The sequence below is a fragment of the Halomonas sp. 7T genome (genome assembly GCF_025643255.1).
Classification (GTDB): Bacteria; Pseudomonadota; Gammaproteobacteria; order Pseudomonadales; family Halomonadaceae; genus Vreelandella.
Genome location: NZ_CP087112.1, coordinates 1772792 through 1797240, shown reverse-complemented (window position 1 = coordinate 1797240; position 24449 = coordinate 1772792). Strand labels below are relative to the sequence as shown.

Genomic DNA, 24449 nt, shown 5'->3' with positions numbered 1-24449 from the left:
CACGTTTATCAGTAGTACTTACACTATTGTTTTCGACCATGAGGTTGTTCCCTGTTCAGGAGGTTTGGTTTGTCGTTGATGAGCTGTTTACTCATCGCCTAGCGCCAGCAGCGACGCGTTTCCGCCTAAGGCAGCGGTGTTATTGGTAATCGTTTTTTCAGTCACAAAGCGCTGCAAATAGTGGGGGCCTCCGGCTTTGGGCCCAGTGCCAGAAAGTCCTTGCCCACCAAACGGCTGAACCCCAACCACGGCACCGATGATATTACGGTTGATGTACACATTTCCGACCCGCATTTTCTGCGCTATTTCTGCGGCAAAGGATTCGTTACGGCTATGTACCCCAAACGTCAGGCCATACCCCCGGCCATTGATATCGTCAATGACACGGTTAAGCTCACTGGATTTGTAGCGCACAATGTGGAGCACTGGACCGAACTGTTCACGGGTGAGGACATTGATGCTGTCAATCGTGAACGCAACGGGGGCAACGAAGGTACCGTGCTGCGTGTGTTCAGCTGCCATCGGGGTTTCGGCCACTAAGCGGTTTTCGCCTTTAAGTTTCTCGATGTGGGCCTGCAATCCTTTGAGCGCTTCCTCATCAATCACCGGTCCGACATCGGTGCCTAGGTCGCGAGGGTCGCCAATGCGCAGCTCGTTCATGGCGCCTTTAAGAATCTCGATCACGCGATCGGCAACATCTTCCTGCAAGTAAAGCACGCGCAGTGCTGAGCAGCGTTGGCCAGCGCTTTGGAAGGCGGATTGAATGACATCGACGACCACCTGTTCGGGTAGGGCGGTGGAATCAACAATCATCGCGTTCATACCGCCGGTTTCGGCTACCAGCGTGGGTAGGGGGGCGTTTTCACGGGCGGCGAGAGCACGGTTAATGATCTGCGCCGTGTCGGTGCCACCGGTAAATACCACGCCCGTGATACGTGGGTCTGAGGTCAGTACGCTGCCTACAGTAGGGCCATCGCCCGGCAGTAGCTGCACCACATCACGCGGCATGCCTGCTTCGTACAGCAGTTCAATCACGCGATGGGCTACTATAGAAGTCTGCTCAGCGGGTTTTGCTAAAACAGTATTACCAGCAACCGCTGCGGCAACGATTTGGCCGCAGAAAATCGCCACCGGAAAATTCCAGGGGCTAATGGCGGCAAACACGCCTTTGCCACCCATCATCAAACGGTTGGACTCACCCGTGGGACCGGGTAGCTCAATGGGCTCGCCTAACGACTCTTCAGCACGCATGGCGTAGTAGCGGCAGAAGTCGACCGCTTCCTTGATTTCATCGACACCGTCGGTGAGCAGCTTGCCGCCTTCGCGGGAGCAGAGCGTCATCAGCTCGGCCATATGCTCTTCCATCAGGTCACCTAAACGGCGCAGAATCGCTGCCCGCTCAGCAACGGGGGTCGCATCCCAGCGGGGGAAGGCCTGCCAGGCGGCATCCAGGGCTTTTGCGGCTTGCTCTTTGCTTGTCCACTGAACGCTGCCCACGGTTTGGCGGCGGTCAAACGGTACCGTTACGTTATGAGTATTGGCAGCATCGTCCGCAACATCAAAGGCAAGCAGCGGTTTGGCTGAATACTGCTTCTCCATAAACCCTGCCATTTTCTCCATTAATGGATAGTAGTGGCTGCGGATGTTGAGGTTTACACCGCGTGAATTGCGTCGCTTTGGGCCATAAATATCTTTGGGCAGCGGGATCCGCTTGTTGTAGAGGGTTGTTTGCTGGCGCAGCGTCTCGATGGGATGTTGGCAAAGCGATGCCACCGGCACATTTGGGTCGACAATCTGGTGCACAAACGATGAGTTGGCCCCGTTTTCCAACAAGCGCCGTACCAAATAGGGCAGCAGGTCTTTGTGGGCGCCTACCGGCGCGTAGATACGGCAGTAAGTGCCTTTTGGTGCACGCTCCAGAGCAGCATCATAGAGAGCCTCGCCCATGCCGTGCAGGCGCTGGAATTCGAACGGGCGATTATCCTGGTTCGCCAGCTCCAGAATGGTAGTAACGGTATGGGCATTGTGGGTGGCGAACTGAGGGAAAATGCGTCCGCGGGTATCGTCAGAAAGCAGGAACTGAGCACACGCCAAATACGCGACGTCAGTACACGCCTTACGCGTAAATACCGGATAACCATCAATGCCAAGTTGTTGAGATTCTTTGATTTCGCTATCCCAGTAAGCACCTTTTACTAAGCGTAGCGGAATTTCGTCACCTTGCTCATCCGCTAGGCGATTAATGTAGTGAAGCACAGGCAAGGCGCGCTTGGAGTACGCCTGAATAACAAGGCCAAAGTGCCCCCAACCTTTTGCCGCGCTACTGGAATACACCGCGCGAAAGACCTCAAGGGACAGCTCTAAGCGATCCACTTCTTCGGCATCAATAGTAACGGCGACATCCAGCTCGCGTGCTTTAGTGACCAGCTTGATAACCGTATCGACTAGCTCGACCAGCACCTGCTCGCGGCGGCCGAACTCATAGCGAGGGTGCAGTGCAGAGAGCTTAATGGAAACAGAAGGGGCCGGTGTTTTGTCGCTGAGCGTTTTACAAGTTTTGCCCACTTGTTCGATAGCGCGCGCGTAGTCATCAAAGTAGCGTTTGGCATCGTCACGGGTACGCGCCGCTTCACCCAGCATATCGTAGGAGTAGGTGTAACCTTTATTAAACAGAGGCTTGGAGCGCTTCAGAGCCTCGTTGATATCGCGTCCTAAGACAAACTGCTTGCCCATGATTTTCATGGCTTCATACATGGCGCGACGAATCACCGGCTCGCCCATGCGATTAACCATGCGGTTAATAAAGTGGGCGGGCTGGCCCTCTTTGGGGTGGTCAAGCTTGAGCACTCGACCCGTCATCAATAAGCCCCACGTCGAGGCGTTGACCATCCACGATTCGCTTTTACCAACATGTGATTGCCAGTCAGCGGGGCCAAGTTTGTCCTCAATTAGCGCGTCGGCAGTGGCTTTATCCGGAATGCGCAGCATGGCTTCCGCCAGGCACATCAACATCAGCCCTTCGTGAGTATCCAGGCTGTACTGCTGTAATAACTCGTCGATTGTATCGACAGCCGTGTCCATCTTGCGGACATGTTCAACTAGCGCAGCGGTATTGGCTTCAATGCGGGCAAAATCTTCGCGATTGGCATCCAACAACTTGATCAGTTCGCTAACAAAGGCGTCTTCATCCACGATGTAGTGGTCGCTAACACGCTGTAATAACGTATCAAGGTCGGTTTGCCAGATGGCAGGGTCACGCATTTTCTTTGCATTGAGCATTGAAGCCCCCGAGAGTCTGAGCTAGATCAGTAGATGGCAGGGCATGTCGCCCAAGCTAACGCTCGAATGTAGAGCGCTCCGTCCTTGGGTGTATGTCGTTTTCATGGCAAAACGTGTCAATTTCACGGCAACATAGGTGATGCTTAGACTTTAGTTTAGTCTCTTTGAGCTTTCCAACGGCCCTTCAACGGCCTGGTTGAGAATTATGAGGAGGTAGGCAGGCTAGTAGAGAGCGGTGAAGAGGGCTGAGTGACAATTGATGTCGTGTTGCCCTGGCGCAGTTTACGAGGTGAAAGACCGTAACTTCGTCGAAATGCGTGAGAAAGTGCGCTTTGGTTTGCAAAGCCGGTTTGAATAGCAATGTCGGTAAGCGGCAGGCGGCTTTGTACAATAAGCTGTCGGGCAGCATGCAAACGCTGCCTTTTGACATACTGCCAGGGTGAAAGGCCCGTTTGGGCACGAAAGCATTCTGAAAAATGCGCTTCGCTTAGATAAGCAAGTTTGGCTAAATCAGCCACTCGAAGCTCGTCAGCCAGATGCTGGCGAATAAAACGATCAATAAGGTCCAGGTCAAGTCGGCGCTGCGTCGCGCTTGGCGCTGTGCCAAGGCGAGCTTTTAAGGAGCCTAACAGCGTGGCAGCAAGACGGTCTTGTTGGAAAGAGGAGGTTATCGTGTCAAATCCGTGGGTCAATTCGCTCTCAACAAACGCTAGATAGTGGCGCAGCGGATTGTCTAACGCAAAAAAACGCGGCGCATCGAATAGGGCGACCAGCTCACGGTGCTCCCCGGTTAGCGCGGGGGCATCTTCTGGTAAGTCGAGAATGAGCTGGCGGTTATGGCCATGGCCTGAGTAGTAGTGCTCATGATTCGCCGGTACGATACAGCCTGAAAAAGCGTTCACGCGTCCGCCTAAGCCCTCAATTTCAAACTCGGAAGAGCCGCACAGGGTAATCACGATTTGATGAAAATCATGGGAGTGGTGCTGGGTGGCACTTTCCAACGGAATGTGCCGAATAGTGCTGCCAGGCATAATAATCTCCTCGTGAATATTCCGGGCTATGGCGCAATCATCTAGCGTTGCTGAGACTCTCGGAGTGCCGTATGGGCTGCTAGGTGGTCACGCAGCACGGTAAGCTCTGCATGGCCTTCTTGATTAAGTAACGATTTGCCCTGGGCGAGTTGCCATCGCCGCCCATGTGTATCCATTAAATGCATGGCCCGACGACGGGTATTTTCTAAATATTCATCGTGCCTAATGGGGTAGCCGATAATGGTATTCCACTCGGTTTCACTCACTTGACTCTCTAGCGCTTTGTCGAACAGTGCTATCAAGTCGTTAGCTTCGGTGCGGTATCGAGGTGTGCCTACGGACATTAACGCTAGAAAAACGCAGCCTATCACCAGCAAGCAGACGCCTAACACCAGCAAATAAAGCGCCATATTTAGCTCCCTTTACATTCCTGCGGCCGTGAACGCTAGTATACGCTCGCACCTGAGAAGACGAAAATTTTGCTGTTTTGCGAACTTTTTCTGAGCAGAGTGTCTGATAGTGTACAGGCAACCTAGTGATAGCAGTCGCTAATAGTGTTGTTCTGGCTATTGTTTTCGATCCCTTGCTTCCGCTGCTTATTAAATTAAGCAGCGGTTTTTTTTGAGGGGTAACATCTAACATGCCTAGCGAATAGTCAGCCATGATAGGGCGAATGTCACCCTAATGGCGTTTAATCGTCAGCAGTGCGATCAGAATATCCCGGCGGGTAACGATACCTACTAAGCGCTGCTGCTCCACGACCGGGTAAATTTTTGGCTTGGGCCCCATCATCTCCTGGGCCAGATCAGTGATACTTTTGTTAGGCGTAGTGGTAAGCACTTCTTGGCGCATTAATTCGCGAACCAAAGGAGCTTCGTCATCATGGTAAATGCTGTCTAGCACGCGTCCCAACACGTCTTGCTCTGAGATAAAGCCAATTAAATGGTCAGAAGCATCCACAACGGGTGCGCCGGGCAAGCGGTGGAGGGCTAATCCTTGCGCCAGTGTGGTAATGGACGTCTCAGGCGAGACACGATAACAGTCACGAGACATAATTTCGCGCACGGTATCGGGGGTCTTTTTATTCATGGTGACACTCCTTGCAACATGCTTTTCAACCCATGAGGGAAAGTGCACCGTCTGCCAGCTTGTTTAAGTGTGTTAAGCACTGTAAGGAAACAAAACGGGCCTACGCTTTTCATACTGTAGGGGATTTAACGAGGTCTGCGTTGAGCCGTTACGCTTGTTCTTTCAACGCTTTTCTTCTTTTTATTTGGTGTAGGAGTCTTAAATGGACGCACGTGAGTATCTGAACCGCCAAGGTGTTGGGCTTGATCGCGACCAAGAGCGACCGAATACCCTGGAAGAGAAAGCCTGGGAGCGCGCACGTGGAGCCGGCTCCCACCGGCCCAAGTCAGGAACTCCCCACGACTGGCAGGACTGGGAAGAGCATCATGGTGATTTGGCAGAAGGTGCAGAAACGTTAGAGCAGAAAATTGATAAAGAAGCGCATCGCAAAGCGCTAGCCCATGAAAAAGCACAAGCATCGCTAGCTCAGTCCTCAGTCGGGCACTTTACCCCGCCTGCCACATCGTCTGCCCAACAAAGCGCAGCTGTAAAACCTGACACATCGCTGACTCCCAAGCCTATCTCAGAGCCTGCGTCATTGCAGTTTGCCTATCGTGCCCTGGCGGTGTTACTGCCACCTCTTGCGGTTGGATTAACCGGGGGAGGTGCAAAGCGCATCATAGTCTCCCTGTTATTGACGTTGTTAGCGTGGTTGCCTGGTGTCATATACGCCTTTGGCTGGTTAAAACAGCGTTAAAAAGAGCGATAACGTAGATGAAGCCCGTTTCGACCATTGGAAGCGCAATGAATAGGCGTATAATCCTCGTCAACTTTTACATATAAAGAGGTTTACGATGAGCTATCTTGTCGGGGTGACGGCGCTTTGGGCATTCTCGTTTTCATTAATCGGTGTTTACTTGGCAGGGCAAGTAGATAGCTATTTCGCCGTATTGGTTCGGGTTACCTTGGCGATGTTAGTGTTCCTTCCCTTTTTGCGCCCAAGCCTGTTGCGCGGCAAGCAGCGCTTGGCACTCATGGCCTTAGGCGCTGTGCAGTTGGGCGTTATGTATGTGTTCTTCTATCAGTCGTTTTTGCTGCTGTCAGTGCCGGAAGTGCTGCTCTTCACCATTTTTACGCCTGTCTATATAGCGTTGCTGGATGATCTTATGTTTGGCCGCTTTACCCCCATTTATTTGGTGACTGCTGTGCTGGCCGTGCTCGGCGCGGGGGTGATTCGATACGACGGTATTGATAGTGGTTTTTGGGCAGGATTTTTAGTGGTACAGGGCGCAAACCTCTGCTTTGCCATTGGGCAAGTAGGTTATCGGCGTTTGGCCGCCGACCTGCCGCCAACGCTGCCTTGGCATAGCGTATTTGGCTGGTTCTTTATTGGTGCCATGGCGGTTGCTTTACCTGCGTTCCTGCTGTTTGGGAACACCGCTGCTTTGCCGACCAACACCGTACAGTGGGGCGTATTAGCGTGGTTGGGTTTAGTGGCTTCAGGCGTGGGTTATTTCGCTTGGAACCAGGGCGCGACCAGGGTGGATGCCGGGACGCTAGCGGTAATGAACAATGCGTTAGTACCGGCAGGGTTAGTCGTTAACCTGGTAATTTGGAACCGCGATGCTGATATCACTAAATTGTTATTAGGGGCAGTGATCATGGTGGCTTCACTTTGGCTCAATCAATGGTGGTTAAAGCACAGAACGCCTGTGGCAGCGTAATTTCTATTACGTCAGAAACCCAAGCGAGCGACTTATTTGCTCGATAACGCCCGACTCTACATAATGTCGGCTGATGCTAGCGAGAGTCGCCCATGCCTACTACTTCGACGATACATACTGCACCCGTTGATCTTGCGCGAGAGGGTAAGCCATTCAAAACGATTGGCTTAATCGGTCGTTTGGGCAGCGATAAGGTAGTTGACTCGTTAAAGCGCCTGGTTCACTACCTAGTGGCTAACGGCTACAAAGTATTGGTTGAGGATCGTACAGCCACTGTCGTGCCTGACCACGGTCAGCCAGAGGCCAGCCGACGCATGCTGGGTGAGCTGTGTGATTTAGTGATCGTGGTGGGGGGGGATGGCAGCTTATTAGGCGCTGCCCGTACCCTCTGCCGTAGTGGGACACTGATTCTGGGTGTCAACCGTGGGCGTTTAGGCTTTCTTACTGATATCTCACCCGCTGAGCTTGAAACCCGTGTGGGTGAAGTATTGGCGGGAGAGTTTGAGATTGAAGAGCGTTTTTTACTTGACGCAGTGCTTTACCGCAACGGTGTCGCGGTAGGAAATGGCGATGCGCTGAACGAAGTGGTTGTGCACCCGGGCAAGGCGGTACGCATGATTGAGTTTGAGCTGTTTATTGACGGGCAGTTTGTCTATAGCCAGCGCAGCGACGGCCTAATTATTGCTACCCCCACCGGGTCGACCGCCTACGCGCTCTCAGGTGGAGGGCCGATTATGCATCCCAAGCTAGATGTCGTGACGCTAGTGCCCATGTTTCCCCACACGCTTTCAAGTCGACCGATCGTGATTGATGCGGCCAGCGAAATACGCATTCACATCGGGGAAACAAATCACTCCTACCCCCATATTAGCTGCGATGGACAAACTCGGGCGGTGGCGAAGCCTGATGATTTATTGGTCATCAAGCGAAAGCCCGAACGCGTTCAACTGGTGCATCCTATTGGACACAATTTTTATGAAGTGTTACGCAGCAAACTTGGCTGGAGCAATCGGTTAGGGGATTAAGTATGGAGGGTTACGATTTAATTGGTGATGTACACGGTTGTGGCGCCACCTTGGCGGCTCTGCTGGAAAAATTAGGTTATCACCAGCGCGGCGGGGTATACCGTCACCCGCGCAGAAAGGTTATTTTTCTGGGAGATTTAATTGATCGTGGCCCGCGTATCCGTCTAGCGGTGACCATTGCTCGAAGGATGGTGGAGGAGGGCGAAGCCCACATCGTGATGGGTAATCACGAATATAATGCTCTGGCCTATACGCACCCAGCCCCACCAGGAAGTAACCGACGCTGGCTGCGTGAGCACACCCCTCGGCATAACCGAATTATTGAAGACACCCTGGCGCAATACCGAGACTTTACCAACGAGTGGGAAGATACGCTTGCGTGGTTTAAAACGATTCCACTCTTTCTAGAGTTAGACGGCATCCGTGTTGTGCATGCCTGCTGGGATGACGCGCTGATTAGTCAACTCTTGGCACGTGCTCCGGATGCCCGAATGGACAGCCGCTTCTTGGTTGAGTCCACCGACGCTTCGACCCAGGCGTTTCGCATACTAGATCGCTTGACGCGCGGCACTCATATACCGCTACCCCCTGGCGTGGCCATACACTCAGGAGATGGGTTCACTCGGCAAAGTTTTCGAGCGCACTTTTGGTCGGCTAACCCACAGCAGTGGGGGGATGTGGTCTTCCAGCCGGATAACCTCCCCGGTGATTTGGAGTCTCGCAGCCTAACGCGCCAAGAGCGTAAGCGGCTAAGCTACTATGGCCCTGAGAAGCCACCGCTATTTATTGGCCACTACTGGTGCGAGGGGATTCCTGCATTGCCCACTAATAACATCGCCTGCCTGGATTATAGTGCGGTAAAATATGGTCGCTTAGTAGCCTACCGTTGGAGTGGCGAAAAAACGTTGAACGCCGACCATTTCGTTTGGATTCAAGTGCCTAAAGAAGAGCGGGCGCAGCCTAAGCCGTGGGAAATTGATTTTGATTAAGTAAAGCTAATAAAATATACATACAGTTACATATTTTTTGCAAAACTGCTGAACTAACCCTGTTGCCGGTTATCAGAGTAAGTGTTCCCTTGAATGATCCCTTGCTTTTTACCCGGCGGCCCCCTCCGCCGGTTTTTTTTGTTTATATACGCTGGCCAAACCGATTGCAGACGCTGGGAATACGTAAATGCAAATAAGGAAGTCGCCATGCATCCCGTAACGCTTTTACCCCTAGGTGCAGATACAAGCGAACTGCGTAAGGCATTGTGGCACTACCGCATTGGGCACCGCATTACCGATGAGGCTGATGGGCAGCTGCTTTGGGTAGCAGATCCACGCCAGCACACAGAGCTAACGCGTTTGGTAGCACGTTGGGATCGCGGAGAGACGCTGATCGTTGACTCCCCTAAAGTCCAACCCGCTGCGTCTCGCAATATGATTGCTATGGGCCGTCAGTTACCGGTCACTTTCTTAATGATCGGTATTAGCTTGTTAATCTTTGCGTTAACGGGTGTGTTTGGTGACCTACTGGTGGTGGCGCTTACTATTGTGCCAGTGGGCGTGTCTGGTGGGCAGCTGGTGTACGGCTCGCTTGGCGACACGCTTGCTTCGGGGCAGGTATGGCGGTTGCTGTCGCCTGCGTTTTTGCATTTTGGCTGGATGCACCTGATATTCAACCTAATGTGGGTATGGTACTTCGGCCGCCAAATTGAGCAGCTCCAGGGTAGCCGCACGATGTTACTGCTGCTGTTGGTGGCCGGTATAGGCGCTAATTTGGCGCAGTATGTAACCGGCACCGTGCTGTTTGGCGGCATGTCTGGGGTTGTGTACGCCCTGTTAGCCCACGTTTGGCTAATGTCTCGCCGAGTGCCCAGCAGCGGCTTTTTTGTCCCCCAAATGCTGGTCGTGTTTATGTTGGGGTGGATGGTCTTTACCATGATGGACGTCGCGGAGAGCGTGGGCTTTGGTAACGTGGCTAATGAGGCGCACCTGGGTGGTCTGCTCGTGGGGTTAGCGTCAGGCTGGTATTATTCATCTAAACGAAGAAAACGCTGAGCGAGGAGCCTGCGATGAGTGATATGACTTTTGATCGAATGATCAACCAAATGACCCCTGCTATTTATGAAAGCCTTAAACAAGCGGTGTCATTACGTAAGTGGCCTGACGGTCGACGCTTAACGCCAGAGCAGACAGAGCTTTGCCTTGAAGCCGTCATGCGTTTTGAGGTGGAAAATAACGTGCCCGAAGAGAGCCGTGTTGGCTACCTTGAGCGCCGTACCTGTGGAGCGGGTGCCACAGGCGCTGGCGTTACCCCTGAAATGGCGGGTCTCGCCCGGGATGCCACGCGTGACTGATAGTCTGTTCTCTACCCCGTCAGTGATAGCCCAAACACCCACTGCGCAAGGGTGTTTGACAAAAATGGCAGCGGCATTGCCTGCTAACCCTGGTGACTCAGTGGTATATCACCTGCGGGCAGGTGAGCAGCGTCTTCTGCTCAACGAGTGCATTGGCGAGCGGCTGAGCCTTACCTGGAGCGGCGCCATTGCCTGTACCCACTGCGGTAGAGCGACTAAAAAAAGCTTTGCTCAAGGCCACTGTTATCCCTGCTTTAAACGCTTGGCCCAGTGCGATACGTGCATTATGAAGCCGGAAACCTGCCACTATCACCTAGGCACTTGCCGTGAGCCTGAGTGGGGTGAAAAGCACTGTTTTCAGCCGCATATTGTCTATTTAGCCAACTCATCGGGGCTAAAAGTAGGTATTACTCGCAAGACGCAAATGCCCACTCGCTGGCTTGACCAGGGTGCCATTCAGGCGCTACCCATTTTAGAGGTGGAAACACGTCAGCAGTCTGGCTTTGTCGAAATGCTGTTCAAAGAGCAAGTGGCCGACCGGACCAACTGGCGCGCCATGCTTAAAGGTGACGTGGAGCCGTTGGATTTAGTCGCCGAGCGCGACCAGCTTTTCTACCAGCTGGCTGATGGGCTCAACCAGCTACGCGAAACTCACGGTGCAAACGCAGTGCGCGCGCTAGATGAAAAGCCACTGCACTTTCACTACCCCGTCGATACCTTCCCCCGGAAGGTGATCTCGCACAATTTTGATAAAAACCCCCACGTGGAGGGTGTGCTGCAGGGAGTGAAAGGACAGTACCTGATGTTTGATACAGGCGTTATTAACCTACGAAAATTCACAGGTTACGACATTACGGTACGTTAAACGGCTAGCCAGAGCGGCTTGGGTTGACTAAGGTTAGTGGAGTGAAATCACCCAAGCCCTAAGCAACGCAAGGAAGCCGCAATGCCCTGGCTAAAACTGCTTCACATTGCCGCGCTGGTTATCTGGTGCGGTTCACTTCTGTACTTACCCGCTTTGCTTAGTCATGCTCTTCAGCTTCGTAAAGATGCTGGCTTCGCTCAGGGGGCTCCCCCCATGCCGCGATTTTTTTACAACTCGGTGGCGACGCCAGCCGCGCTTGTTGCAATTGCCTCGGGTACGCTGCTTTTTCTATTGCATGGCCTGTTGGGCGGTTGGTTAATTCTTAAACTTGGTGCTGTGGTGGCGATGGTAGCTGCTCACGGATGCTTTGGCTGGCTAATCTTACGCTTGGAATTAGGCGTTTATAAAGGGGTGAAACCCGCCATACTGCTTGTCTTTCTGCTAGCGTTGGCGGGTATTTTAGCGGTACTGGGTTTTGTGCTGGCTAAGCCCCTAGACTGGAGCTAAGTGCCTATGAAAAGCTTTTTTGATCCTTCCTGGTTGCTAATCAACATCCACGCCCACGGCGTGCTCGTACACCAGTTGGCCGCCCAGCCAGCCAGCCAACGCAATCAGTGCGCCGGTGAGAAGCGATACAGTAAGCCCCCAGGGCAGAACGGCGCTAGGTTCATTAAAGCGCAGCAGCCAGTTAAACGACGCCAGGGAGAGCATCACCACCGCCACAATAGCATGGCTCCAACCGGTAATCAGACGACGGATGCGCGCGACGGTTACCAAGTCAATAATCCCTGCGATCGACGCAATCCAGCCACCAAACGCCCCTACGCCCGCCAGCCAAAGGCCGCTGCGCAGCCAAAAAGGGTCATTGGTGTACCAGTAAGCCAAGTCGCTCGCTACCAGGGCCATCAAGGCGGCGACAGGAAAGTGAATCATTACGGGATGCAATGGGTGGCCAGCCAGCGAAGCGCGGCTTTTAATTGATCGTTGGGGCGTTGGTGCCATGGTCACTTCCTGTGGGCAGACAAAGGGAAATAGCAAATGAGGGATCGCGACGGCTACACGGCCTCAGCAAATATTCAACGCGTATCGCGTCAACGGGTCAACTCAATAGCGTTGGTGGCGATACTCGCCGCAGCCAGCTTAGCCGCAGGATGTTCGGGCGATAAATCTATTCTAGACCCCGCTGGGCAAGCTGCACGCGATGTGACGCTGATTTGGTGGATTATGCTGAGTTTCGGCACAGTGGTACTTGTCGCCGTAACAGCACTCTGGCTTTACGCTTTTAAACCCCGAGTAGTCACGCGTACTCCCGTTCAGGAGCGCCGCATTGCTCGCCGCTGGATCCTTGGTGGCGGCATAGTGCTACCCGTGTCTAGCATTATCGCACTGTTAGCGTTTGGCGTACCTGCCGGGCAGCGGATGCTGGCGATTGACGATTCAGCCGAGGTGATTGAGGTAATTGGCCATCAGTGGTGGTTTGAGGTGCGCTACCCCGGCGCCGAAGGGGGCGAAGTAGTAACTGCGAACCATCTGGTCATGCCGGTGGGGGAGCCAGTTGACTTCCATGTCAGTGGCGCGGATGTGATTCACGCCTTTTGGATACCACGCTTGGGCGGGAAGGTAGATATGATCCCCGGCAGGGTGAATCGAATCCGTCTTGAGGCTGATATCCCGGCAGTGCTTGGCGCCCAGTGTGCGGAGCTGTGCGGTATTGGACATGCCCATATGCACCTTCATGTTGAGTCGCTTCCTCGCGAGGAGTACAACGAATGGCTTGCAGCGCGCCAAGAAGAGCAGCTGAGTGCAGTAGCTGCCGCCAACGTCAGCCACGATGACGCGCGCGATGCCTTCATGACGCATTGCGCTAGCTGCCATCAAGTGGCGGGCATCAGTAGTGGTACCACAGGGCCGAACTTATCGGATATGGGTAGCCGCGCCACGGTGGGGGCGGGCGTTATGGCCATGGAAGAGGGGGCGGTGAGTCAGTGGCTAAAACACCACCAATCTCTAAAGCCGGGCAATAGCATGCCGGCCCACGATGATATCGACACGGACACCTTGGATGCTCTAGGTGCTTGGTTGGAGACCCTTAACCCATGAGTACTGTCAACCAAGAAGCGATCAAGCACGATCCACAGCAATTACATGACGACCTTCACGAAATTTGGGGCAATCCAAAAGGGCTTAAAGCGCTAACGATCGTCAATCACACTACTCTGGGCCTGCGCTTTATGGTCACGGGGATGGTGTTTTTCTTGATCGGCGGCATTCTTGCCATGCTGGTACGTACCCAGCTGGCGATGCCTGATCAAGACTTCATGTCGCCGGATATCTATAACCAAGTTACCACCATGCATGGCACGGTGATGATGTTTCTGTTCGCTATTCCCATGCTGGAAGGGTTAGCGATCTATATGATTCCTAAGATGATCGGCGCGCGAGATTTGGTCTGCCCAAGGCTGACCTCGTTAGGCTATTGGTGCTACTTGTTTGGCGGCATCATCCTTATGTCCAGCCTCGTGTTGGAGATGGCGCCCTCCAGCGGTTGGTTTATGTATACCCCGCTGAGTAGCAGCGAATTTTCTCCCGACTTAGGCTCAGACTTTTGGTTGCTGGGCATCACCTTTGTGGAGATCTCTGCGCTATCGGCAGGGGTTGAAATTGTCGTCTCCATCTTGCGTACCCGCACCCAGGGAATGGCGCTGCACAAAATGCCACTATTTGCCTGGTATATCCTCGCCATGGCGTTAATGATCGTGGTGGGTTTTCCACCGCTAATTTTAGCCAGTGTGCTACTTGAACTTGAACGTGCCGTGGGCATGCCATTTTTTCAAGTGGCCGGTGGCGGTGACCCTATCTTATGGCAGCACCTGTTTTGGCTCTTTGGACACCCTGAGGTCTACATCATCTTTCTGCCTGCGGCGGGCATTGTTTCCACGCTCATCCCGGTATTTGCCGGGCGGCCGATTGTTGGCTATGGCTGGGTGGTCTTCGCCATTATCGTCACGGGGTTTATAAGCTTTGGATTATGGGTGCACCACATGTTCACCGTGGGTATCCCGCAGCTAGCCCAGGCGTTTTTCTCGGCGGCCAGTATGCTGGTGGCGGTGCCTACGGCCATTCAAGTCTTTGTTTGGCTGGCCACGCTTTGGCTGGGCAAGCCGAAAATGAAACTGCCCATGCTGTGGGTGATGGGCTTCTTGATCATCTTTGTTTGCGGTGGTTTAACCGGCGTGATGCTGGCGCTGGTGCCATTTAACTGGCAGGTGCACGATACCCACTTCGTGGTGGCCCACATGCACTACGTATTAGTGGGCGGCATGTTCTTTCCGCTAATTGCCGGGCTTTACTACTGGTTGCCGCTATTTTCCGGGCGTATGCCATCGGAAAATTTAGGCCGCTGGGGGTTTTGGCTCACCTTCCTGGGGTTTAACGGTACTTTTCTGATTATGCACTGGACGGGGCTGCTGGGTATGCCGCGCCGTGTTTATACCTACGACACAGGGATGGGCTGGGACATTTATAACCTGCTTTCGTCGGTCAGCAGTTTCGTGATGTCAGCAGGTATTGCCATGGTGCTGTTGGATATTGCACTGCACTTTCGCTTTGGTAAGCCGGCTAAGCAGAATCCATGGAACGCCGACACGCTTGAGTGGGCCAACACCATGCCACCCAGCGCCTACAACTTCGTCAGCCTGCCCAAAATCGAAACCCGTCACCCCTTGTGGGATGACCCCAACCTGCCTGTCACCATGGCGGAAGGGAAGCACTCACTGGCGGTAGCCACCCATGGGCGGCGTGAGATGTGGGGCACCGACCCTATCTCTGGAAAGGTGCGTGAAATCATTCACCTGCCGGGTAACTCCTGGTGGCCTCTGTTTGCTGCCATGGCGCTGGCGGTGGTGTGTATCAGCCTGCTGGTGCGCGTCTATGCGCTGGCCGGCGTCTTCGTGCTGATTGCCGGGGTGTTCCTGCTGCGCTGGTCCTGGGAGAACGGCGCGCACCCGAGAGCGGCGCCAGACGCTGCTGTGGCATCCGGTGATCCGCCACTTCATTCGCGAACCATGGACGGGCCTGGGGTTTGGGCGATGGCCACATTTTTAATCGCCAACGGCTCCTTTTTCCTTTCCTATTTATTTGGCTGGTTTTATCTCTGGACAGTATCGCCCGATTGGAGCATGCCAGCAGTGCCGCCGCTCTCATTAAGTATTTTGGCTAGCGCTGGTATTGCTGTGTTAGCGGGCTATGGCGTAATGGCAACACTGATACGCGGCCTTCGCCAGCAGCGTGATGCGGGTTTGGGTGCTGGCTTTTACATAGCCGGTGCACTAGGCGCCTTGCAAGTCGCCTTAACGGGCTGGGCGCTGTATGCGGCCGACCTATCGCCTACCCAAACCACCCACGATGCGGTGTTGCTGGTTGGCCTTATCTACGCCCTATTTCACGGTGGCTTAGCGGTGATTCTTACCGTGATGCAGGGGTTACGCGTGGGGTATGGCTATGTCGGCGTCCATGCGCCTTTTGAGCCTGCGGTGGTGGTACAGCTGTGGCGTTATAACGTGGTTACCTTCTGGATATTGATAGGGGCGCTCGCTGTTCTGCCCCGCGTGATAGGGGGCTAAGCACAATGAAAACTATCATGGCGCGTTTACGTTTAACCCATCCCCTTCACTTTGTGATTGGCTTGACGCTGTGGTGTATCTGGTTTGTCGCGGTTTATGGAGGGCATGCCGTTGCTTGTTCCGCCGCAGCTCCCGCTCCGGAGCAGGGAGTATTCACCTTGTTGAATGGTGGGCTGCTAATGGTTAGCCTCTTGACGACTGCTGTGCTAGTGGCCCTCACCTGGGGATGTTGCCAAGCCGCGAAACAGCATCAAGGGCGAGCGCGGTTCAATGCGGCGGTGTCGGCAGGGCTATACCTGTTTTCAGCACTTAGCGTTGTATTTGTCGCGTTGCCTATCGTGGGTGTGCCCCCTTGCTTGTAAAGGTTGTGCTTCGCTATGCGTAGAGAGCAACCTCAGCGCGAAGTCGTCGTTGAGGCGCCGCTTTATACCCTCCACGGTATGTGGTGCACGAGCTGTGCATTGGCGGTAGAGGGGGTGCTAAAACGCCAGGTGGGAGTTTCAGAGGTTAGCGTTCACTACCCAACCGCCACGGTGTGGATTAAAGGAGAGCCCGACGCCATTCGACTAGCGGTGCTCGCACCTCACGTAGCAAAAATTGGCTATCGGTTAACCGAGCTTGAGGCCGTTGGTGATGCCCATGCGCGCCTTGAGCAAGAGAGCCGCTACCTGACGCTTCGTTTAATCGTCGGCTCCATATTTGGCATGTGGACCATGCTGGCGTCGCTGCTGATATACGCCGGTGCGCTGCCCAGTGTTCAGATAGAGAGCGTAGTGGCGTGGATTTCTGGTGCGTTTGCGCTACCCGTTGTGCTTTACGCTGGCCTGCCATTCTACCGAGCCGGTTGGCGCACGCTACTCGCCAAGCGCCCAGGCATGGATGTGCTGGTCAGTTTAGGGGTTGTCGGGGCGGTAGTGGTGTCAGTGTGGCTTTTATGGTGGGGCTCAGTAGAGGTCTATTTTGATACCGCCGTGATGCTGATTGTGCTGCTTTTGGTGGGACGCCTCGTCGAAACTTTTTGCCGGCAACGGGGTTTAAGAGCTTTTGATTCGCTAGCGCTACCCAGCGTGGAGGTGACTGTCTGGCAGCATCATCAGCCGGTAACCTTACCCGTTGAAGAGATTGCCCTGGGCGCACAAATAGATGTGGCCCCAGGTGAGACAATTCCCCTGGACGGTACGCTGGAAACATCTGGTTGGATAGATACGGCGACACTCTCCGGCGAAAGCGTGCCGCGCTTTTTTGCTACGGGGCAGCAAGCTTATGCGGGCTGCCGCTATCTAGGTGGGGCAGCACCCCTTACGCTGCGGGTCACCGCACCGGTTGGACAGCGGCGGGTGGATAAGCTTTGTGAACAAATGCGTCGGTTTCAGGCCCAAAAGGGCGAACTACAAACCCTAGCCGAACGGGTTGCCGCTTGGTTAAGCCCTGCTGCGCTCATACTTGGATTTTTAACGTTGCCCGCTGCGTTGCTGTTGGGGGTGGGGTGGGAAGAAGCCGCGGTGCGCGCCCTTTCCGTATTAGTAGTGGCTTGCCCTTGTGCGGTGGGGCTTGCGGTGCCCTTGGCAAATCTAGCAGGCAGCGGCCAAGCGATGCAGCAAGGTGTTGCCCTACGCGACCCCGCTGCGCTGGAAATTCTCGCTAACGTGCGTGTCATCGCTTTTGATAAAACCGGCACGCTAACCCTTGGTCAGCATAGCGTTCTGCATGCCGCTTTGCGTCACCCCGAAGGACAAGCTGACTTTCAGAAAATGCTATGTTCCGTCGTTGGACAAAGCGAGCATCCGCTCGCTTACGGCCTGCTGCGTTGGGCAAGCAATCCTGAAAGCCATGCAAACGATAAGGTTGCGCTTTTAGAGCAGCTAGAAGAGTACCCTGGTAAAGGTCAACGAGTGACGTTTACTAACGGTGAGCTGTGGTATTTAGGCAGCGCCGCATGGGTGGGAAGGCAGCTTGAACGGCAAGGCCAAGACCTGCCTGAAAGCGCCCAAGACCCCACTTACGACTTTGCCTCTCAAGTGGTAGTGGCTGATAGCCAAGGCTGGCTTGCCACGCTATATCTAGCTGATCAGCCGGTATCTGATGCCCAAGCAACCATACAGCAGTTACAAACTTCAGGTTATGGGTTGGCGATGATCAGCGGTGACCGCCAGGGGCCGGTGAGTTGGGTGGGTCGTCAGGTTGGCCTGCCCAAAGAGGCGTGCTACGCGCAACGCTCGCCTGAAGCCAAAGCAAAACTATTAACCGCGCTACCGTCCCCTACGCTCTATGTGGGAGATGGCGTTAACGATACGCTCAGTTTAGCTGCCGCAGGAGTTGGTGTTGCCCCTATGCAGGCAAGCGAGGCTGCTCGGGAAGGCGTCGCCGCGCAGTTGTTGATGCCAGGGGTGGGGGGCGTGGTGCGGCTATTACGCATTGCCAAGCGTACACGTCTGGCAATGGTGCAAAATCTTGCATTTTCGGCGCTGTATAACATCCTCGCCCTTGGGTTAGTGGTGTTGATGGCGATTCCACCGTTGGTGGCTGTGCTGGCTATGGCGGCCAGTTCACTAAGCGTTACGCTCAACGCGGCCAGGCTAGCGTGGGCGGAAACGGTTGACGTTAACGATAACCCAGCGCTTGCCCCAAACGCTCCGCATTCGAGGCCACCCAGTGCGGGTCAATCGCACCCCACTGCTTAATGGTGTAGTGGCCAATGTTGTGGCGCTCGCCGTCGCCTTTTTCAAACACACACTCAATATCCAGCTCGCCGAGTGACGTGATGGTGTCCTGGGCGGTGCGCCTGGGCATTCCGGTGGCTTCAATAAGAGCAGGGACACTGGCCACGCCCTGCTCAATCAAGTGGGCCACGTAAAGGCGGCGGTAAAAGCTGGATTTTGTTTTGCTGAGCGACATAGAGAGGGCGTCTTCTTAATAATGAGTATGCCAGCAGTCTAATCAAATAAATCCCCCTGTGCTCGTGGCGGGCTAAAATCGCGAGTATTCAGCCCCTGCTCCGTGCGTGGCTGCATGTTCCACTGGCGGCTAGCGCGCTGAAACCGCTGGGCGATCAAGTCAGCGAAGACGCCTTCGCCACGAAAGCGCTTACCAAACGCAGCATCGTAGGTTTTGCCGCCTCGGCACTGGCGCATCAGGCTCATCACCTTGGCAGCGCGCTCTGGATAGTGAGCGTGGAGCCACGCTTCAAACAGCGGCGCGACCTCATGGGGTAGCCTTAGCAGCATCCAGGTGGCGGTGCGCGCACCAGCACGGCTGGCGGCTTCCAAGATGCGCTCAATCTCATGGTCGGTTAAGCCGGGAATGATGGGGGAAACCAAGGTGCCGACCGGCACTCCCGCGGTATTAAGCTCACGAATGACTTTTAGACGCGCTTGAGGCGAGGCTGTGCGAGGTTCCAGCGTGCGTTTTAGTTGAACGTCCAGGCTGGTCAAACTCACGAACACCCGCACCAAGCGATGCTCGGCCATTTCTGCCAAGAGATCTAAATCCCGCAGCACCAGGGTGCTTTTTGTTACAAGCGTCACCGGATGACGGCAAGCTAACAGCAATTCCAGCAGGCGGCGGGTGGTTTGGTAGGTGGCTTCTAAGGGTTGATAGCAGTCCGTATTGCCGGAGAGATTAATAGGGCGGCAAACATAGTGAGGGTGGCAAAGCTCCTCTTTTAAATGCTCTACCAGCCCGCTGCGGGCGATCAGCTTAGTTTCAAAATCAAGCCCCGGCGATAGATCCCAATAAGCGTGGGAGGGGCGCGCATAGCAGTAGACACAGCCATGTTCACAGCCACGGTAAGGGTTAAGCGAACGATCAAAGGGCAAATCCGGCGAGTTGTTCCAGGAGAGCGCGCTTTTGCTGGCTTCCTCGCGTACTTCTGTTGCCATCGAGGTAGAGGCCTCTTCCTGCCACCAGCCGTCATCCTCCGCCACGCTACGGGTGGGCGCAAAGCGATTATCCGGGTCGTAGGTTGCACCGCGCCCTTTGTGCACGGTAGCGCGAGAGGGATCCAGTGATGTCATCTGCCACCTCGTGAGTGATCATAAGGAGTATGTTTATTTGTACAGTATAAAGTGTTGGCGAGGCGCGGCAAGAGTTAGGCGGTCTTGGAAACCAACTACCTTTCGCCTTTCAAAACGAGCTTAGGAAGGTAGTGCTCCGTAGTGCAGTGTCACTGGCTAATTTAGAAGGAGGCGATGAATAGATAGCTCGTGCTGATAGGGTGTGAACGTTTTCGGTACGCTTTTACGGTGACCCAAGAATTATATGTTCGCAGCAATGGACAAGTAATTTCTCGGCATTTTTTAGCGTGTCATTTCATATGCTGGAGTAATGACTTTCACATTACCGCTCATATGCCTCAGTCATTAACATTTTCGATGATCCTTTGAGTGGCGAATATTTAGCCGCTATACCCAATAAGCAAAAGTATTACCCAGAAAAACTAGCTCCTCGCATATCATAATGATAATCTCATTAAAATTAATTAATCTTGTTGTTTAGCATGTAAGGCGACACAGCGGTGCGCTATTTATAGACAGCACGAATCGCCAGCTCATTAGCGCTGAGCTGGTTCTTACACTTGATATAGAGTACTTATGCAGAAAATTTATCAGTTAGTGACGTTTGTGCTTTGTGTGTTTTTAGCACTCACGGCTGCTGCACAAAGCAGCGCCGATGATGAATATAGTGCTCGCTACAGCAAATGCATGGATGCCTCCGGTGGCGTTACCGTGAACATGCTTAACTGTATTGCTGATGAAATGGTCGTTCAAGATGCACGGCTAAATACAGCCTACAGCGATGCCCGAAGTGAGCTTTCTGAAGAGCGCCGCGAAGCGTTGCTCGCCGCCCAACGGCTATGGATCAATTACCGTGACGCCAATTGCAATTTCTACGCCACAGCGGGCGGCACGCTAGCCCAGGTGGTGAGTAATGAATGCTTTTTGCGGGAAACTACACAGCGTGCTACCGAGCTGGAGAGTATGCTGGGGTGGTAGGTTTCTACATGCGTAGATAACATGTGAGATGCTTTAATCAGCAGCGGTGTGCGGGTGCTCATATTTTTGTCAGGGATGTGTTGGGTAAACGTTAGGTTTTAAGGCCAAGCGGGTGGGTAGTTAGTTAGAGTGGGTCAAAGGAGCGCGCTTGAAGCTTGGCTAAGGAGAGAAATACAGTGATCTTGAAGGAAAAAGATGCCTTAGCGACAAGTGATAAACGCAGCCGTTACGGTTATCAGCAAGAAAAGGATGTAGCGTTTCAATTGCGCCGCGAATTTGGGGATAACGATCAAGTGCTTGTTTTTAATGATTTGCGTTTGACGCACTGTGGGGAAAACGCGCAGATCGACCATCTGATAGTTTATCCATTTGGTTTTATCGTCATTGAATCCAAGAGCATTAGTGGTGAAGTTAATGTGAACGCTGAAGGGGAGTGGTCTCGCAGCTATCGCGGAGAGTGGCGTGGAATGCCGTCTCCCTTGCGGCAAGCTGAACTCCAGCAGGCCTTATTGAAAAACCTCTTACGCGCAAATGTTGAGCAGTTCGTGCGGAAAATTCTCGGCATTCAAGGCCAAGTGGGAGGGCGAGAGTGGCATGTACTATGTGCCGTTTCAAGCTCTGCCATTTTAGACCGTAAGAAGATGCCAGCAAGAATATCCGAGCTTACGGTGAAGTCAGAGTTTGTGGTAGAGCACGTGAATAAGCTGATTGGTTCGCTAGGTTCGTTGTCGGTATTGAAAGGGCGTGCCCGTTTCAACGAACGAGAGCTTTCAGCGATAGGTGACTTTTTAATTCAGCAGGATGCCGAGGCTAGGGAAAATTACCAGCCCTCACAGCCCACTCAAGAAAATGTAGTAAATACCGTTCGAGAGTCTGTCGTGGTGGAAGCTCCACGCTCAACTCTATTATCGTGCCGGCATTGCGGCGAAGCGCATATGCTGGAAGATCGCTACGGTAAGTATGGTTATTTCGTCCGCTGTGGGAATTGCCACCAAAACACGCCGATGAAGCCTGCTTGTGCTGAGTGTAAATCGCGCTCCGTTGTAGTGAATAAAAGTGGCCCAATCTATACCGCTACCTGCAGAAGCTGTAATCATAAATTTACGCTCTTTCAAGCAGAAGAGGTTGCTGAAAAAGGGTAATTTCTTTGTAAGCGCTTTCTCAGCTAGCGGATGTATGTAGCATTACTGGCATAGTCGCTAGCTTAGGTTTACCACTCGCCACACCTAATCACAGGTGCTGCTTCAACCGCTGGGTTATAGATATAGCACCAAGCTTCGCCATATTGCGTCGCTAACAGCGTTCGGTCGTACATGCCTTTCTCGGGGGAGTGATATAGGTAATCCTCCAGCTCATCTAGCCGCGCTAGCTGCTCGGCGTTAATGGCATACACTTCCACTGTAACGCCTGCAGAAGGCGTGAACTTGGCACCTGGGTAGGGGCCAAGGTCGTAAAGCGTGATCTCTGTTAAATGGTCTTGGCCCAGCATATTAGCGCCGTTTAACCAATGATGATTGCGATGGGCGTGCTTTAACGTGCCGTATACCGCAACCCGTGGGCTGCGCTGAATGGCTAGGTGAAGATACTGCATGACGTTCACCTCATAAAATATGATAAGAGATATTGCAGAAGCGCCCTGGCAGTCTGCCAAGGCGCTGTGCATACGTACCTTTTAGCCTAGCGCTTCTTGCGCGCCGGTTTTTTATCCCCGGCCTCTGTGGCGGCATGCTGGGTTTGATGCGCGGTACCTGGGAAGTGGGCGCGCACTAGCTCTAACAGCCCTTGGGTAGAAGCGTCGAAGTCGGCGGCGTTAGCGTCGATGCGCTCGCTGATCTCTCCGGCAATGCGCTTGCCTAGCTGTACGCCCCACTGGTCAAACGAGTTGATGTTCCAAATCACGCCCTGCACGAACACCTTGTGTTCGTAGAGCGCAATCAGCGCGCCGAGGTTTTTCGGCGTTAGCTCGTCGAGTAGCAGAGTGCTGGAAGGACGGTTGCCGGGGCAGCTGTAGGGGTCGAGCTGGCTGAGCTCTTTGCTGTCGCCTTGGCTGCCTTCCATAAAGGCGTTGGCCTGGGCCAGCATATTGGTCAGTAGCGCGAAGTGGTGGTCTTCTACGCCCGGCTCTGGCTTGAGCGAAGCAATAAAGTCGATGGGCACGTAGCGGGTGCCCTGGTGCAGCAGCTGGAAGAAGGCGTGCTGGCCGTTGGAGCCGGTTTGGCCCCACACAATCGGGCCGGTTTTGTAGTTCACCGGGTGGCCAAAAATATCCACCGACTTGCCGTTAGACTCCATGTCCAACTGCTGCAGGAAAGAGGGCAGTTGGTTCAGCGCTTGGTCGTAGGGCACGATGGCCTGGGTCTCGGCACCCATAAAGTTAATATACCAAATGCCAATCAGCGCCATCAGTACCGGCATGTTCTGAGCGAAAGGCGCTTCAATAAAGTGCCGGTCCATCTCGTGAGCGCCTTCCAGCAGCTCGATAAAGCCTTCAAAGCCAATCGAGAGCGCGATGGGCAAACCTATGGAGGACCACATGGAGTAGCGGCCGCCCACCCAGGCCCAAAACTCGAACACGTTCTCTTCACGAATGCCGAATTCCATCGCCGCTTTGCGGTTGGTGGAGGCGGCAATAAAGTGCGCGCCCACGTCGGCCTCTTCTCCCGCGTTTTCCAGGAACCAGCGGCGTGCCGTTTTAGCGTTGAGCAGGGTTTCCTGGGTGGAGAAGGTTTTGGTAGAAACAATAAACAGTGTGGTGGCGGGGTCTAGCCGCGACAGCACTTTCTGAATATGGGTGCCATCCACGTTGGAAACGAAGTGGAAGTGCAGCTCAGGGTGGCGGTATTTCAGCAGGGCGCGGACCGCCATATTGGGGCCAAGGTCCGAGCCGCCAATACCGATGTTGACCACGTCTTTAATGCGCTGGCCGTTATAGCCTTTCCACTCGCCGCTGCGCACTGCCTCAGAAAACAGTTTGATTTGCTCGCGGGTGCGGGTAATTTCCGGCATCACGTCTTCGCCGTCTACGTACACTGGCTCATCGCCCAGGTGGCGCAGGGCAGTGTGGAGTACCGGGCGGTTCTCGGTCACGTTGATAATATCGCCAGAGAACATTTGGGCGCGGCGCTGGACTAGCGCGGAGTGGTCGGCCAGTTCAATTAGCTTGGCCAGCACCTCATCCGATACCTGATGCTTAGAGTAATCTAAGAACAGACCGCCAACCCGCAGGCTCATCTTTTCAAAGCGCTGGGGGTCGTGGGTGAAGTAGTCGCGAATGCGGTCGTGAGCGGTTTTATCGCGCAGGCGTTCTAGAGCCTGCCAAGTGACACTACGCGTGAGTTGGAGCATAACGGGCGGTCCTGTTGTTTTTGCATCTGGTGTACATCGTTATCACTGGCGAGGGCGAAAACACTGCCCCGTAACGTCGCTATTATTTATGTAAAAATACTACATGTTGAGCTGTTTGAAACATATAGAAGCGATTAATTGTAAGAAAAGTAGTG

23 protein-coding genes are annotated in these 24449 nt (G+C 53.9%); 14 read left to right on the top strand and 9 right to left on the bottom strand.

Annotation, left to right across the window (positions count from 1 at the left end; genetic code table 11):
• Window positions 1-87: 87 nt before the first annotated feature.
• From putA to LOS15_RS08335, 4 genes are all read right to left on the bottom strand, one after another.
• Complete coding sequence (putA, locus tag LOS15_RS08350; RefSeq protein ID WP_263069538.1) at window positions 88-3279, bottom strand: bifunctional proline dehydrogenase/L-glutamate gamma-semialdehyde dehydrogenase PutA; 3192 nt, start codon at window positions 3277-3279, stop codon at window positions 88-90.
• 203 nt (window positions 3280-3482) lie between these two features.
• Complete coding sequence (locus LOS15_RS08345) at window positions 3483-4310, bottom strand: AraC family transcriptional regulator (RefSeq protein ID WP_263069537.1); 828 nt, start codon at window positions 4308-4310, stop codon at window positions 3483-3485.
• Window positions 4311-4351: 41 nt separating this feature from the next.
• Window positions 4352-4720 carry a hypothetical protein gene (locus tag LOS15_RS08340; RefSeq protein ID WP_263069536.1) on the bottom strand — a complete coding sequence of 123 codons (369 nt, stop codon included), beginning with the start codon at window positions 4718-4720 and terminating at the stop codon, window positions 4352-4354.
• 271 nt (window positions 4721-4991) lie between these two features.
• Window positions 4992-5399: a CBS domain-containing protein gene (locus LOS15_RS08335; RefSeq protein ID WP_263069534.1), complete on the bottom strand. Its 408-nt coding sequence runs from the start codon at window positions 5397-5399 to the stop codon at window positions 4992-4994.
• A 202-nt stretch (window positions 5400-5601) separates the two neighbouring features.
• On the opposite strand from LOS15_RS08335, the gene LOS15_RS08330 reads away from it, so the two are divergent.
• From LOS15_RS08330 to LOS15_RS08295, 8 genes are all read left to right on the top strand, one after another.
• A complete protein-coding gene (locus LOS15_RS08330; RefSeq protein WP_263069533.1) occupies window positions 5602-6135 on the top strand; it encodes a YqaE/Pmp3 family membrane protein in 534 nt (177 codons plus the stop codon).
• Window positions 6136-6232: 97 nt separating this feature from the next.
• Window positions 6233-7102 carry a carboxylate/amino acid/amine transporter gene (locus tag LOS15_RS08325; protein WP_263069531.1) on the top strand — a complete coding sequence of 290 codons (870 nt, stop codon included), beginning with the start codon at window positions 6233-6235 and terminating at the stop codon, window positions 7100-7102.
• 92 nt (window positions 7103-7194) lie between these two features.
• Complete coding sequence (locus LOS15_RS08320) at window positions 7195-8127, top strand: NAD(+) kinase (protein WP_263069529.1); 933 nt, start codon at window positions 7195-7197, stop codon at window positions 8125-8127.
• Between the two features lie 2 nt (window positions 8128-8129).
• Window positions 8130-9116: a metallophosphoesterase gene (locus tag LOS15_RS08315; protein ID WP_263069528.1), complete on the top strand. Its 987-nt coding sequence runs from the start codon at window positions 8130-8132 to the stop codon at window positions 9114-9116.
• A gap of 207 nt (window positions 9117-9323) precedes the next feature.
• Window positions 9324-10172 (top strand): rhomboid family intramembrane serine protease, encoded by an 849-nt coding sequence (locus tag LOS15_RS08310; protein ID WP_263069526.1) that lies wholly within the window; start codon window positions 9324-9326, stop codon window positions 10170-10172.
• 14 nt (window positions 10173-10186) lie between these two features.
• On the top strand, window positions 10187-10471 hold the full coding sequence (locus LOS15_RS08305; RefSeq protein WP_263069524.1) for a YeaC family protein: 285 nt from the start codon (window positions 10187-10189) through the stop codon (window positions 10469-10471).
• Window positions 10455-11336 carry a DUF2797 domain-containing protein gene (locus LOS15_RS08300; protein ID WP_263069522.1) on the top strand — a complete coding sequence of 294 codons (882 nt, stop codon included), beginning with the start codon at window positions 10455-10457 and terminating at the stop codon, window positions 11334-11336. The genes LOS15_RS08305 and LOS15_RS08300 overlap by 17 nt, the downstream gene beginning before the upstream one ends.
• Window positions 11337-11417: 81 nt before the next feature.
• Entirely contained in the window at window positions 11418-11843 is a 426-nt protein-coding gene (locus tag LOS15_RS08295; RefSeq protein ID WP_263069521.1) for a CopD family protein, read from the top strand.
• A gap of 36 nt (window positions 11844-11879) precedes the next feature.
• On the opposite strand, the gene LOS15_RS08290 is transcribed toward LOS15_RS08295, so the two are convergent.
• Window positions 11880-12338: a DUF2231 domain-containing protein gene (locus tag LOS15_RS08290; protein WP_263069520.1), complete on the bottom strand. Its 459-nt coding sequence runs from the start codon at window positions 12336-12338 to the stop codon at window positions 11880-11882.
• A gap of 36 nt (window positions 12339-12374) precedes the next feature.
• Here LOS15_RS08290 and coxB point away from each other — a divergent pair, with 36 nt between their 5' ends.
• The 4 genes from coxB to LOS15_RS08270 are packed head-to-tail and all read left to right on the top strand — an operon-like array spanning window position 12375 to window position 18639.
• Window positions 12375-13436 (top strand): cytochrome c oxidase subunit II, encoded by a 1062-nt coding sequence (gene coxB, locus LOS15_RS08285; RefSeq protein WP_263069519.1) that lies wholly within the window; start codon window positions 12375-12377, stop codon window positions 13434-13436.
• Complete coding sequence (gene ctaD, locus LOS15_RS08280) at window positions 13433-15958, top strand: cytochrome c oxidase subunit I (RefSeq protein WP_263069518.1); 2526 nt, start codon at window positions 13433-13435, stop codon at window positions 15956-15958. Before coxB ends, ctaD begins: the two co-directional genes overlap by 4 nt.
• A gap of 17 nt (window positions 15959-15975) precedes the next feature.
• The gene (locus tag LOS15_RS08275; protein WP_263069517.1) at window positions 15976-16320 is read left to right on the top strand and encodes a hypothetical protein; all 345 of its coding nucleotides are present in this window, start codon (window positions 15976-15978) and stop codon (window positions 16318-16320) included.
• Window positions 16321-16335: 15 nt separating this feature from the next.
• A complete protein-coding gene (locus tag LOS15_RS08270) occupies window positions 16336-18639 on the top strand; it encodes a heavy metal translocating P-type ATPase (RefSeq protein WP_263069516.1) in 2304 nt (767 codons plus the stop codon).
• Here the strand turns inward: LOS15_RS08270 and LOS15_RS08265 are convergent.
• Together LOS15_RS08265 and LOS15_RS08260 are read right to left on the bottom strand one after the other, a co-directional pair.
• On the bottom strand, window positions 18560-18853 hold the full coding sequence (locus LOS15_RS08265) for a winged helix-turn-helix domain-containing protein (RefSeq protein ID WP_263069514.1): 294 nt from the start codon (window positions 18851-18853) through the stop codon (window positions 18560-18562). The genes LOS15_RS08270 and LOS15_RS08265 overlap by 80 nt on opposite strands.
• A gap of 38 nt (window positions 18854-18891) precedes the next feature.
• Window positions 18892-19971, bottom strand: coding sequence for a PA0069 family radical SAM protein (locus LOS15_RS08260; protein WP_263069513.1), 1080 nt, complete (start codon window positions 19969-19971; stop codon window positions 18892-18894).
• Window positions 19972-20547: 576 nt separating this feature from the next.
• On the opposite strand from LOS15_RS08260, the gene LOS15_RS08255 reads away from it, so the two are divergent.
• Together LOS15_RS08255 and LOS15_RS08250 are read left to right on the top strand one after the other, a co-directional pair.
• Window positions 20548-20949, top strand: a complete 402-nt coding sequence (locus LOS15_RS08255; protein WP_263069512.1) for a lysozyme inhibitor LprI family protein — start codon at window positions 20548-20550, stop codon at window positions 20947-20949.
• Between the two features lie 176 nt (window positions 20950-21125).
• On the top strand, window positions 21126-22091 hold the full coding sequence (locus LOS15_RS08250) for a nuclease-related domain-containing protein (RefSeq protein ID WP_263069509.1): 966 nt from the start codon (window positions 21126-21128) through the stop codon (window positions 22089-22091).
• 68 nt (window positions 22092-22159) lie between these two features.
• Here the strand turns inward: LOS15_RS08250 and LOS15_RS08245 are convergent, their stop codons facing one another.
• Both LOS15_RS08245 and pgi read right to left on the bottom strand, forming a co-directional pair.
• Window positions 22160-22540, bottom strand: coding sequence for a gamma-glutamylcyclotransferase (locus LOS15_RS08245; protein WP_263069507.1), 381 nt, complete (start codon window positions 22538-22540; stop codon window positions 22160-22162).
• Window positions 22541-22626: 86 nt separating this feature from the next.
• Window positions 22627-24294 carry a glucose-6-phosphate isomerase gene (gene pgi / locus LOS15_RS08240; protein WP_263069505.1) on the bottom strand — a complete coding sequence of 556 codons (1668 nt, stop codon included), beginning with the start codon at window positions 24292-24294 and terminating at the stop codon, window positions 22627-22629.
• Window positions 24295-24449 lie beyond the last annotated feature (155 nt).